This is a genomic window from Mycobacterium sp. UNC410CL29Cvi84 (assembly GCF_000686745.1).
GTDB lineage: Bacteria > Actinomycetota > Actinomycetes > Mycobacteriales > Mycobacteriaceae > Mycobacterium > Mycobacterium mucogenicum_B.
Genome location: NZ_JMLM01000013.1, coordinates 133,066 through 145,675, shown reverse-complemented (window position 1 = coordinate 145,675; position 12,610 = coordinate 133,066). Strand labels below are relative to the sequence as shown.

Annotated in this window: 8 protein-coding genes; 6 read left to right on the top strand and 2 right to left on the bottom strand. The window is 68.8% G+C overall.

The features are described 5' to 3' along the window. Positions 1-45 precede the first annotated feature (45 nt). Entirely contained in the window at positions 46-4,686 is a 4,641-nt protein-coding gene (locus BR47_RS33210) for a PGRS repeat-containing protein (protein ID WP_155987075.1), read from the bottom strand. 813 nt (positions 4,687-5,499) lie between these two features. On the opposite strand from BR47_RS33210, the gene BR47_RS34050 reads away from it, so the two are divergent. Beyond that, entirely contained in the window at positions 5,500-5,829 is a 330-nt protein-coding gene (locus BR47_RS34050) for a pentapeptide repeat-containing protein (RefSeq protein ID WP_081633396.1), read from the top strand. A 75-nt stretch (positions 5,830-5,904) separates the two neighbouring features. On the opposite strand, the gene BR47_RS0119480 is transcribed toward BR47_RS34050, so the two are convergent. After that, positions 5,905-6,807 (bottom strand): SDR family NAD(P)-dependent oxidoreductase, encoded by a 903-nt coding sequence (locus BR47_RS0119480; RefSeq protein ID WP_020101131.1) that lies wholly within the window; start codon positions 6,805-6,807, stop codon positions 5,905-5,907. A gap of 102 nt (positions 6,808-6,909) precedes the next feature. On the opposite strand from BR47_RS0119480, the gene BR47_RS0119475 reads away from it, so the two are divergent. From BR47_RS0119475 to BR47_RS0119455, 5 genes are all read left to right on the top strand, one after another. Continuing rightward, a complete protein-coding gene (locus tag BR47_RS0119475; protein ID WP_029120519.1) occupies positions 6,910-7,473 on the top strand; it encodes a TetR/AcrR family transcriptional regulator in 564 nt (187 codons plus the stop codon). 10 nt (positions 7,474-7,483) lie between these two features. Next, positions 7,484-8,320 carry an LLM class F420-dependent oxidoreductase gene (locus BR47_RS0119470; RefSeq protein ID WP_020101133.1) on the top strand — a complete coding sequence of 279 codons (837 nt, stop codon included), beginning with the start codon at positions 7,484-7,486 and terminating at the stop codon, positions 8,318-8,320. 213 nt (positions 8,321-8,533) lie between these two features. Further along, positions 8,534-10,159, top strand: a complete 1,626-nt coding sequence (groL, locus tag BR47_RS0119465; RefSeq protein WP_020101134.1) for a chaperonin GroEL — start codon at positions 8,534-8,536, stop codon at positions 10,157-10,159. A gap of 194 nt (positions 10,160-10,353) precedes the next feature. Continuing rightward, a complete protein-coding gene (locus BR47_RS0119460; RefSeq protein ID WP_029120518.1) occupies positions 10,354-11,604 on the top strand; it encodes a DUF4878 domain-containing protein in 1,251 nt (416 codons plus the stop codon). Continuing rightward, entirely contained in the window at positions 11,601-12,605 is a 1,005-nt protein-coding gene (locus BR47_RS0119455; RefSeq protein ID WP_029120517.1) for an AAA family ATPase, read from the top strand. The genes BR47_RS0119460 and BR47_RS0119455 overlap by 4 nt, the downstream gene beginning before the upstream one ends. Positions 12,606-12,610 lie beyond the last annotated feature (5 nt).

The window sequence follows — 12,610 nt, the reverse complement described above, 5'->3', positions numbered from 1 at the left end:
GCGGTGTGGCGCCGATTGGCACCACACCGCATTCGCTGTCTGTGGCTAGATCAGGACTCCGGAGCCGCCGGCCGGGTTGCCGGTGCCTCCGGAACCGCTGGCGCCGCTGCTGCCCGTAGCGCCGTCGGTGCCGTCGTGCGTGCCGTGCCCGCCGTTGGCGCCGCCCGAACCGCCCGCGCCGCCCGCACCACCGGCGGGACCGTTGCCGCCGGCGCCGGTAATCGAACCGGTGCCGCCGTTACCGCCATTGCCACTGGTACCGCCGGTGCCGCCGGCCCCACCGTTGCCGCCGTTGCCCCACTGGGTCACGTTGTCGTTGTAGCCCTTGCCGCCGTCGCCACCAGTGCCGCCGGCACCACCGATGCCACCGTTACCGCCGACACCACCGACGTTGTCGCCAGTGGAGCCGCCATTACCGCCGGCGCCCGCGGCGCCGCCGTGGCCACCCACACCGCCGGTCGCACCGGCGTTGCCGTTGATGAACGGGGTGCCGTTCGCGCCGGTCTGGCCGTCGCCGCCGAGGCCACCATTGCCGCCGACGCCACCGTTACCGCCGGCACCGTCGATGCCGTTGGCGGAGAATCCGCCGGCGCCACCGTTACCGCCCGCGCCGCCTGCGCCGCCCGTGCCACCGAAGCCGCCGCCGCCGCTGATACCGGCCGCGTTGTTGGACCCGAAGGCCGGAAGCCCGCCGACGCCGCCGGACCCGCCGGTGCCGCCGGTGCCGCCGGTGCCGCCGGTGCCGCCTGCGCCGCCGACGCCCGAGATCGTGCCGCCGGCTCCACCGGCGCCACCGTTACCGCCGGCACCGCCGCTGGTGCCGGACAGGCCGGTGCCCCCCAACGTCGCCCCGATGGTCCCGTCGGCGCCGTTGCCACCGTTACCGCCGGCGCCACCCGCGCCGCCGTTGCCGGTCAGGCCACCCGCACCGCCGGCACCGCCGTCGCCACCGCGGCCGGCGGTACCCAGGATGGTGAGGGCATCAAAGCCGTTGCCGCCCTTGCCGCCGTCGCCGCCATTGCCGCCGAAGCCGTTGGCTGCCTGGTTGGCGCCGGCGCCGTTGAAGCCGCCGGCCCCAGCGCTGCCTGCGGCGCCGCCGGTACCGCCCGTGCCGCCGTTGCGCTGGATCGACGAAATGCCGTCCGACCCGGCACCACCGGTGCCGCCGTTTCCGGCCCAGCCACCCTTGCCGCCGTTTCCGACGGTGCCGTGGGCTGCCGCGCCGCCCTTGCCGCCAGCGCCGCCGTTACCACCCGCACCGCCGGAACCACCGGTGTTGCCGCCGAGGACACCCGAGCCGCCGCTGCCGCCGTTACCGGCGTTGCCGCCGACACCGCCGTTGCCGCCGTTACCGGCGTTCGTGCCACCGGCACCACCGATGCCGCCGGCACCGCCGTGGCCGCCATTGGGTCCGTTCTCACCAAGTGCGGCAAGACCATTGGCGCCATTACCGCCCTTGCCGCCGGCGCCGCCGTTGCCGCCGTTGCCGTCGGATCCGCCGGAACCACCGTTACCGCCGGCACCGCCGTTACCCGCGACGCCGACTGCGGTGATGGTGTTGAACCCGTTACCGCCCTTACCGCCGTTGCCGCCGTTGCCACCCGCACCACTGGCGGCCTGGTTGACGCCCGCGCCGTTGAAGCCACCGGCACCCGAGGTGCCGGCGTTGCCGCCGTCACCGCCCTTGCCGCCGTCGGGGATCAGTGACGAGCTGCCGTCGGAGCCGTCGCCGCCGTTGCTGCCGTTACCGGCCGCACCGCCCTTGCCCCCGCTACCGACGGTGCCGTGAGCGGCCGCGCCGCCCTTGCCGCCGACGCCGCCGTTACCGCCGTTGCCGCCCTTGCCGCCGCCGCCGAGGGCTCCGCCGCCGAGCACGCCCGAGCCGCCGCTGCCGCCGTCACCACCCGCGCCGCCGGTTCCGCCACTGCCGCCGTTACCGGCGTTCGTGCCACCGGCACCACCGATGCCACCGGCACCGCCGTGGCCGCCGTTGGGGCCGTTCTCGCCAAGCGCCGCAAGGCCATCGGCACCGCTACCGCCGATGCCGCCCGCGCCACCACTACCACCGTTGCCGTTGGATCCGCCGGAACCGCCGTTACCGCCGGCGCCACCGTTGCCTGCCACGCCGATCGCGGTGATGGTGTTGAACCCGTTGCCGCCCTTGCCGCCGTTGCCGCCGTTGCCACCCGCGCCATTCGCGGCCTGGCTGACTCCGGCACCGTTGAAGCCGCCGACGCCTGAGGTGCCGGCATTGCCACCGTTGCCGCCCTTGCCACCGTCGGGGATCAGCGACGAGCTGCCGTCGGAGCCATTGCCACCGTTGCCGCCGTTACCGGCTGCGCCACCGGTGCCACCGGCACCGACGGTGCCGTGGGCGGCCGCGCCGCCCTTGCCGCCGCCGCCGCCGTTACCGCCGCTGCCGCCGTTGCCGCCGCCGCCGAGGGCTCCGCCACCGAGGACACCCGAACCGCCGCTGCCGCCGTTGCCGGCGGCGCCACCGGCGCCACCCTTGCCGCCGTTGCCGGACTGGGTGCCGCCCGCACCGCCGTTGCCGCCGGCGCCGCCGTGGCCGCCGTTGGGGCCGTTCTCCCCAAGTGCGGCAAGGCCATTGGCGCCGTTACCACCGGTGCCGCCCGCGCCGCCGGAACCGCCGTTGCCTGCAGTTCCGCCGGAGCCGCCGTTGCCGCCGGCGCCGCCGTTGCCAGCGACGCCGATCGCGGTGATGGTGTCGAATCCGTTGCCGCCCTTGCCGCCGTTGCCGCCGGTGGCACTGGCGTTGCCCGTCGCGGCCTGCTTCTTGCCGCTGCCGTTGAAGCCGCCGGCACCCGCGGTACCGGCGTTGCCGCCGTCACCGCCCTTGCCGCCGTCCGGGATCAACGAGGAACTGCCGTCGGAGCCGTTGCCGCCGTTGCCGGCGTATCCGGCAGCGCCACCGGTGCCGCCGGCGCCGACCGTGCCGATGAACCCGACCTTCTTGCCACCCTTGCCGCCGACGCCGCCGTTACCGCCGTTGCCGCCGTTTCCACCGCCGCCGAGGGCTCCGCCGCCGAGGACGCCCGAGCCGCCGTTGCCGCCGTTGCCGGCCTTGCCGCCGGCGCCACCGCGTCCGCCGATGCCGAAGATGTGGCCGCCATTGCCGCCGATGCCGCCGTTGGCGCCGGTCTGGCCGTTGCCGCCGTTCTGGCCCAGCGCGGCAAGGCCATCGGCGCCGTTGGCACCGTCGCCGCCCTTGCCGCCGGCGCCGCCGTGACCGATCCCGCCGGCGTTGCCGCCGTTACCGCCGTTCGTCGGCGTGAAGATGCCGAAGCCCGAGTAGCCGGCGCCGCCCGCGCCGCCGTTGCCGAAGCCGCGGGCATTGCCGCCGTTGCCGCCGTCCACACCGGGAAGGCCGCTCGAGTAGCCCTTACCGCCGTCGCCGAACCACAGACCGCCGTTGCCGCCGTTGGGGTTGATCAGGTTGCCGTTGGCACCGTTGCCGATCAGGTACTGGCCGGCCAACAGGTTGATGCCGGTGTCGACCACGAAGCCGATGGGGCTGTTGATCCACGCCTGCACACCGAAGTGCACGTTCTGGTAAATCCAGTTGGCGACGATCACCGTCGGGTCGACGAACGTGGGCAGCGCCAGCGGGCCGACTGCGGCCAGCGGGTTGACGGCGGCGAGCGGGTTGACCGCGGCCTCCGGTGCGGGCGCTGCCAGCGGGTTGGCCGCCGCCTGCGGGTTGACCGCGCCCAGGGGGTGGGCCGCGGCCGGCGGGGCGGTCGCAGCCACGGAGTGCGCGGCGCTCGGGTGCAACCGCTTGTTGGCGACGACGCCGTACTCGACCTGGCGTCGCACCCAGGCCATCACGGCCCAGACGCCGGGCATCTGGTCGGGATGCGTCGGTGCGTCGGGGGTCAGCATGGTGCCCAGGCCGACGGCGGACAGGAGGCCGGTGATCGGGTTGAACGGCCTGCTCGTGGGGGCGGTGACGACAGCCCCGGTTCCCGGGGTTGCCGCGCCGGACGAGGTGGACGGGTCACTCGGAGCCGACGGGGTCGTGGCGCCGGCCGGGGTGGTCGTGGTGTGCGGCGCCGTCGGCTTGGTGCTCGGTTCGGTGGCTTTGGTTCCGCCGGTGACCACACCGGCAGTCGACCGCGGACCGCGTGCGGGGCGGGTACCTGGGGTGCCCGTGTTGGAGCCGCCGGTGGAGGCGCTCGGGGTGCCGTCAGAGGTGCTGGCGTGCTTGGGCGGCTTGGTGCCCGGAGTGGGCTTCACCTTGGGGCCCTTCGCCAGGTCGTTGAGTGCTTTCCTGGCTTCTTCGGCGTACTGGCGCATCCGGTCCTGCGCCTGTTGGCGCGGGGTGCGCGGCGTATCGGACGGGGTGCCGGACGACGGTGTCTCACCGGTCTCGGTCGATGGCTTCGTGGACGGCTTCGTCGGCTTGGGCTTGCTCGGGTTCTTGGTCTTGCTGTCCGTGGTCTTGGTGGCACCGGAGTTGCCTGACTTGGAGCCGCTGTCGCCGGTGGAGCTCTCGGTGTTGACGAGCCGGATGTCCGCGGTCACCGACTGCATAGTCGGAGAATCGGGCCCCAGCAGCAGCATCACACCGGCGCTGGCGAATGCCGCACTGGTCAAGCCCGCAGCCGCGAGCGGCCCGGCCGCACTCCACCAGCTGTTCGTCCCCACTGCCCTGTGCTTGCCCACGATCCTCCTCGTGCGTCGGGTGTGAGATGCAACACCCCCGTCAATAAACGTGGGGAGACTAACACCCGTAATCGCAAGCTGTGAACATCTTGAGGAAAGTGTGCGGCCGTTCATATCGCGGACCGCCGGTACCGACATTGTTCCGGAAAAGGCATTCTCACCTGGGGAAAGTCGGCTGCCGTGCATATTTTGAAAATATTCGGGTGCCCGGGTCGCGGGTCCGCGCTGCGGCGGCCGAGGGGCTGGCGGTGTAAGGGTCTCGAATATTTTTAGAACACGTTCATTTCTGTAGTGCACAACCGATTTGGCATCTTCAGGCAGGTACGGGGCCTGTGTGGCGGCGCTGGTTTGGGTGTATCCGGGGTGCTGCGGTCCCGTGTTTCAGGATTGGTGAAGGGTCCATCGGGCCGGCATGGACAAAGGCTCGGCCGCGACGCTGTCAGCAAATGAAAGATGCACGCCGGCGACATTACGCAATTACTCAATGCCGTAAATACGTTGGCGATGCGGAAATTTGCCACACCGGTTGTATTTGCGGCGATCTTGGGCTGGAGCCGGCGACGATTCCGTTGAGAATCAATTCACCCGGTAAATATCGACGACCTGCGATGTGTGTGAATACTGCTGGCAATTAATCACTTTGGCAAATTTTCGACGGTCGGACGCTGCATTGCGAGACATCTTGTGAACCTGCGACAGGTCGCGCTCTCGCATACGCGTAATCGAGTAGCGATATTTGCCGAATTGCTTCGCATTCGCCTGAATGATGTCTACTCTCTAGCTATCCATATTCGGGCTAGCGAAGGAGAAGTCATGTCGATGATCCGTTCAACCGTCCTCCTGGGAGCGGCAGTGGCCGGTGCTGGCGCAATCGCACTGCTCGGCGCCGGCGCGGCGTCCGCCGACTCCGGCATCAACCTCGGGCCCGGCAGCAACGACGGCGTGCTCAACGGCGGTGCAGGCAACACCGGCGTCCTCAACTTCGGTTTCGGAAACAAGGGCATCCTGAACCTCGGCAATGGCAACACCGGCGTCGCCAACATGGGCAACCTGAACACCGGCATCGTCAACATCGGTAACGGGAGCGGCGGCGTCGTCACCGTCGGCGACGGGCGCAACGGGCTGCTGAACATCGGCTACTGAGGCGCTTCGAAGCCGAGACAGTCCTGTGGGTTGTGCGAAACCTCCTGTCGCACAACCCACAGGACTTCTTTTTGCTCAGACCGGGAACGTGACCCCGGTCAGTTCCTCGGAGACCGTCCACAGCCGCTGCTGCAGCTCGGTGTCATGCGACTGGTCGCTCGAGCCGACGACCTTCGGGTAGCCGGTCTGCTGGAACCGTCCGTCCGGTCCGTAGTACTGGCCGCCGAAGGCGGCCGGGTCGGTCGCCGCGCGCAGGGTGGGCAGGGCGCCCATGGCGGCGCTCTGGAACAGCCGTTCCGCGACGGGCAAGATCGCGGCAGGCAGTGGTACATGCCGCGTCAATTCGGTGTTCGACCCGCCGGGGTGTGCGGCGAGGGCGACGGTCTCGGCGCCCGTCAGCCGGCGCTGCAGTTCATACGTGAAGAGCAGATTGGCGAGCTTGGACTGGCCGTAGGCCTCCACCCGGTTGTAGCGGCGCTCCCACTGCAGGTCGTCGAAGTGGATGGCGGCGCGAATCCGGTGGCCCAGGCTGCTGACCGTCACGACGCGCGAGCCGGGCACCGTGAGGAGCTGGTCGAGCAGGAGTCCGGTCAGTGCGAAGTGTCCGAGGTGGTTGGTGCCGAACTGCATCTCGAAGCCGTCGGCGGTGGTCTGCTTCGGCGTCCACATCACGCCGGCGTTGTTGATCAGCAGGTCGATAGCCGGGTATTCGGATTTCAGCTGTTCGGCGGTTTCCCGGACCGACTGCAACGAGCTGAGGTCGAGTTCCTGGAGGGCGACGTCGGCGTCGGGGGTGGCCTGCCGGATGCGGTCGACGGCTTCCTTGCCCTTGTCGAGATTTCGGACGGCGAGCACGACGTGTGCGTTCTTGGCGGCGAGCGCGGCGGCGGTCTCGAAGCCGAGACCGGTGTTCGCGCCGGTGATGACGGCGGTGCGCCCGGTCTGGTCGGGGATGTTGGCGGTAGTCCACTTGGGCATGACGGTTCCTCGGTAGCCTGGGGGTTATCCGGGGCGAGCGCCCCGGATGCTTCACATATCCGGAACGGTCGCCCCGTTTTATTTGTTCCCGGGAGCATGATGATCTGCAAACCGAAGAGGCCATTGCGGGCCGACGCGGCCCGGAACCGCGCTCGCGTGCTGGAAGTCGCCTACCAGACCTTCGCCGACGAGGGGCTTTCGGTGCCCATCGACGAGATCGCCCGGCGGGCCGGCGTCGGCGCCGGCACCGTCTACCGGCACTTCCCGACCAAGGACGATCTCTACCGCGCGGTGATCGAGGATCGGCTGGAATACGTCATGGACGCCGGCCGGGCGTGCCTGGCGTCGGACGCGCCGGGCGACGCGCTGTTCGACTTCCTGCGTGCGATGGTTCGGTGGGGCGAAACCGATCAGGGCCTGGTCGACGCGCTCGCCGGCCTCGGCATCGACGTCAACGCTCTGGTGCCCGATGTCGAAGAGGAATTCCTGGCGCTGTTGGGGGAACTGCTGGCCGTCGCCCAAGGGGCCGGCGCCGTCCGGGCGGACGTCACGGCATCGGATGTGAAGACGCTGCTCGTGGCGGCGAACGCCGCGCAGCGTTACAACACCGACGCTGCGGATCGCGTCATCGAATTGATGATGGACGGGCTGCGGCCACGTCAGTAGCGTCGGCCGTATGAAGTTCGGGATCTCGACCTTCGTCGATGACGACAGTATCGATCCGGTTTCGCTGGCCCGCGCGATCGAGGAGCGCGGGTTCGCGTCGTTGATCATCGCCGAGCACAGTCACATCCCGGCGAGCCGCGAGTCGCCGTATCCGAACGGCGGAGAACTGCCACCCTGGTACTACAACACGCTCGACCCGTTCGTGACGCTTGCGGCCGCCGCGGCCGTGACGTCGACCATCGAGCTGTTCACCGGCATCGCCCTGCTCATCCAGCGCGATCCGATCCACACGGCCAAGGAAGCCGCCAGCATCGATCTCATCTCCGGTGGCCGATTCGTCTTCGGCGTCGGTGCCGGCTGGAATCTCGAGGAGATGCGGGACCACGGCACTGATCCGAAAACCCGCGGGGCCCGGCTGGACGAGAGCATCGAAGCCATCAAGGCGCTGTGGACCACCGAACCCGCCGAATATCACGGCAAGTACGTCAACTTCGATCCGTCCTACTGCCGCCCCAAGCCGGTCCGGAAACCGCACCCGCCCATCTATGTCGGCGGCAACTCCGATGCCACCGTCAAGCGGGTGCTGCGTCACCGTGCGGGCTGGATTTCGAACCCCTTCCCCAGGGACGTGTTGGCGGAACGAACAGCGCAGTTGCGCTCGGGCGCGGACTACGACGTGCCACTCGCGATGTTCGGTGCACCTATGAAACCGGACTACTGGCGTACTGCCGAAGACCTCGGCTTCGGCCAACTCGGATTGTTCCTGCCCTCGGTCGGCAAGGACGAATCGCTGCGCCTGCTCGACGATTACGCGGCGCAGGTGGCGCAGTACCGGTCGGCGTCCTGATTTCCGGCCGCGAAGCGGTGCTTGCGCGGATGGCGAACTACCTTGCACTCGCCCTGTCAGAGTGCTAAAAAGACGTTGGCACTCTCGATAGGTGAGTGCTAGGTCGGGACAGTGAGGCCGGGGCCGCATCTGCGAGCACAGCCCAGGCCGTCCGTCGCGGGCGCTGCGCCTGACCAAAGACGTGCAATTCCCAACCGGAGGAATTACTTCGCAATGGCCAAGACAATTGCGTATGACGAAGAGGCCCGCCGTGGCCTCGAGCGGGGCCTGAACAGCCTCGCCGACGCCGTAAAGGTGACGCTGGGCCCCAAGGGTCGCAACGTCGTCCTGGAGAAGAAGTGGGGCGCCCCCACGATCACCAACGATGGTGTGTCCATCGCCAAGGAGATCGAGCTGGAGGACCCGTACGAGAAGATCGGCGCTGAGCTGGTCAAGGAAGTTGCCAAGAAGACGGACGACGTCGCTGGCGACGGCACCACCACCGCCACCGTTCTGGCTCAGGCCCTGGTTCGCGAAGGCCTGCGCAACGTCGCCGCCGGCGCCAACCCGCTCGGCCTGAAGCGCGGCATCGAGAAGGCCGTCGAGGCTGTCACCAAGGGCCTGCTGGCTTCCGCCAAGGAGGTCGAGACCAAGGAGCAGATCGCTGCCACCGCCGGTATCTCGGCCGGTGACCAGTCCATCGGTGACCTGATCGCCGAGGCCATGGACAAGGTCGGCAACGAGGGTGTCATCACCGTCGAGGAGAGCAACACCTTCGGCCTGCAGCTGGAGCTCACCGAGGGTATGCGCTTCGACAAGGGCTACATCTCGGGTTACTTCGTGACCGACGCCGAGCGTCAGGAAGCGGTCCTCGAGGACCCGTTCATCCTGCTGGTCAGCTCGAAGATCTCGACCGTCAAGGACCTGCTGCCGCTGCTGGAGAAGGTCATCCAGTCGGGCAAGCCGCTGTTGATCATCGCCGAGGACGTCGAGGGCGAAGCCCTGTCGACCCTGGTCGTCAACAAGATCCGCGGCACCTTCAAGTCCATCGCCGTCAAGGCCCCGGGCTTCGGTGACCGCCGCAAGGCGATGCTGCAGGACATGGCGATCCTCACCGGTGGCCAGGTCATCAGCGAAGAGGTCGGCCTGTCCCTCGAGACCGCCGACATCACCCTGCTGGGCAAGGCCCGCAAGGTCGTCGTGACCAAGGATGAGACCACCATCGTCGAGGGTGCCGGCGACGCCGAGGCCATCGCCGGCCGCGTGGCCCAGATCCGCAGCGAGATCGAGAACAGCGACTCCGACTACGACCGCGAGAAGCTGCAGGAGCGCCTGGCCAAGCTGGCCGGTGGCGTTGCAGTCATCAAGGCCGGCGCTGCCACCGAGGTGGAGCTCAAGGAGCGCAAGCACCGCATCGAGGACGCCGTTCGCAACGCGAAGGCCGCCGTCGAAGAGGGCATCGTCGCCGGTGGTGGCGTGGCCCTGCTGCAGTCGGCTCCGGCTCTCGACGAGCTGAAGCTCGAGGGTGACGAGGCCACCGGTGCCAACATCGTGCGTGTCGCCCTGTCGGCTCCGCTGAAGCAGATCGCCTTCAACGGTGGTCTGGAGCCGGGCGTCGTCGCCGAGAAGGTGTCGAACCTGCCCTCGGGTCACGGCCTGAACGCCGCGACCAACGTGTACGAGGACCTGCTGGCCGCCGGCGTTGCCGACCCGGTCAAGGTCACCCGCTCGGCGCTGCAGAACGCGGCGTCCATCGCGGCGCTGTTCCTCACCACCGAGGCCGTCGTCGCCGACAAGCCGGAGAAGGCCGCGGCTCCCGCCGGCGACCCGACCGGTGGCATGGGCGGTATGGACTTCTAAGTCCAGCTCTTCAACGAAAGGCCCCGGTGTGCTCTGCACACCGGGGCTTTTTCGTGCATTCAGCCGGCGTCGGTGCTGGTTATTGCCGACGGAAGCCCACCCGGAGAGGTGATACCGTCGGGTCGCCGACGCAAGTCGGCACGGGGAGAGGGGGAGGTTCAATTGGTGACGCTTCGTGAAGGTGGCTTCGTCGCGTGACGCAACCACCGCAGTCGCAGTTCGGGGGCCCCAATCCGGTTGACGGACCGACACCGCAGCACCATGGTTACCGACAGCCGCCGCCCGCGCCGCCGCAGTGGGGTGGCCCGGCTCCGGTAGGAGCACCGCAGGCCGCGCCGCCGCAGGTCCCGCCGCACGCGGGTTGGCAGGCCGCGCCGCAGCAGCAATTCCAGACCTTCCCGCAGCCCGGATACGCTCCGGCGCCGCAGCAACCGGCCAAGAACAAAAAGGCCTTGTTCATCACCGGCGGCGCCACCCTCGCGGTGCTCCTGGTGGTGGGCGTCGTCGTGGCGATCGTGTCGTTCTCCGGTGGCGGATCGGGCGGCGCCGGCGGTGGCGGCGCGAGTTCCGCGGAGGCCGCGGTCAAGGGGTACCTGGAGGCGCTGTCGAAGGGAGATGCGAACGCCGCGTTGGCATTCGGCACCGACCAGCCGGCATCCAAGGACTTCCTCACCGACGATGTCCTCAAGCAGCAGACGGCGAAGTGGCCCATCACCAACATCCGGATTCTGAGCGCCAACGAGACCGGCCCCATGGCCCAGGTGCACGTGTCCGTCAACTTCGGTGACCAGACGGCCGATCAAACCTTGATGGTGAAGAAGGACGACAGCGGCTGGAAGCTCCCCACGGCCAGCGTCAAGGTGAATCTCGGTGCCGCGGGCGGTATTCAGCTCAACAACCCGGCCACCGGTCAGCCGCTGCCGACCGCGCCGCTCACGTTGTTCGGCAAGCCGGCGCCGAGCAATGCGCCGGTCTATGTGTTTCCGGGCTGGCTCGACCTCGGCTCGGCGAGCAAGTATCTGACGGTGTCGACGGCGCGGCCGGTGTTGCTCGACGGGTTGATCGCATCGGGTGTCGGCCTCAGCGTCGGTGCGCAGATGCAGCTCAGCGATGCCGGCTCGGAGGCGGCCAAGCAGGCGGTGGCGGCCGCCATCGCCGAATGCGCCAAGTCCACCGCGCTGGCGCCGCCGGGCTGCCCGAACGCCATGCCGAATCCGACGCTGGTCGACGGCACCGTGCACTGGGAGCCGCCGGCCGATCTGAACCAGGTCAAGTACACCTTCACCGCGTTCGATCTGACGGTGCGCACCATGGGGACGTCGCAGTGGACGATCACCGCGACGAGCACCAGCGGTGCGACGGTGCAGGGGAAGAGTTTCGTCCCGCTGATGGGCCAGATCGACATGTCGAAGGATCCGTTGACCGTGAAGTGGTTCGGTCGATGAGCGCCCCGACGATGCAGCAGCAGCCGACACGGGAAGAGCTCGACCGCGCGCGTGCGGTGGTACACGCGGTGTCCGGCGCCTTCTCGGCCAAGGTGGTCGGTCAGGTCGGGCTGCAACAGAGCCTGCTGATCGGGCTGTTCACCGGCGGTCACGTGTTGCTGGAAAGTGTTCCGGGACTTGCCAAGACGACGGCGGCCCGGGCGGTCGCCGACGCGGTGCAGGCCAAATTCCGGCGCATCCAGTGCACGCCGGACCTGTTGCCGAGCGACATCATCGGAACCCAGATCTTCGACGCGTCCAAAGGCGTGTTCCACACGCAGCTGGGTCCGGTGCACGCCAACATCGTGCTGCTGGACGAGATCAATCGCTCGAGCGCGAAAACCCAGAGCGCCATGCTGGAAGCGATGGAGGAGCGCCAGACCAGTATCGCGGGCGAGGTCTACAAGATTCCCGAACCGTTCCTGGTGCTCGCCACGCAGAACCCGGTCGACCAGGAGGGCACTTATCCGCTGCCCGAGGCGCAGATGGACCGGTTCATGTTCAAGGAGATCCTGACCTACCCGAATCCGCGCGAAGAGGCGGAGATGGTCTTCCGGATCGATGCCGGCGTCTACACCAATCACCGGACGGCTCCGGTGGCTTCGCTCGATGACATCCTCTACATCCGGGACGTGGTCAGGCGCGTCTACCTCGATCCGGCGATCGTCAACTACATCACCCAGATCGTCGCGGTGACCCGCACGCCGCAGCAGTACCTTCCGGCGAATCTGGCCCGGCTCATCGAGTACGGCGCCAGCCCGCGCGCCACGATCGCCTTCTGCAAGGCCGCGCGGGCGTTGGCGTTGTTGTCAGGCCGCAACCACGTGCTACCCGACGACGTGAAAGCGCTGGCGCACCGGGTGCTGCGGCACCGCCTGATCCTCGGGTTCGAGGCGGTGGCCCAGAACGTCACTCCGGAAGTGTTGATAGACAACGTCATTCAGGCAGTGCGAACTCCCTAGCCACG

Coding starts and splice junctions, on each gene's coding strand:
- BR47_RS34050 (WP_081633396.1), top strand. CDS start 5,500: ATGTCGATGATCCGTTCAACCGTCCTCCTGGGAGCGGCAGTGGCCGGT.
- BR47_RS0119480 (WP_020101131.1), bottom strand. CDS start 6,807: ATGCCCAAGTGGACTACCGCCAACATCCCCGACCAGACCGGGCGCACC.
- BR47_RS0119470 (WP_020101133.1), top strand. CDS start 7,484: ATGAAGTTCGGGATCTCGACCTTCGTCGATGACGACAGTATCGATCCG.
- groL (WP_020101134.1), top strand. CDS start 8,534: ATGGCCAAGACAATTGCGTATGACGAAGAGGCCCGCCGTGGCCTCGAG.
- BR47_RS0119455 (WP_029120517.1), top strand. CDS start 11,601: ATGAGCGCCCCGACGATGCAGCAGCAGCCGACACGGGAAGAGCTCGAC.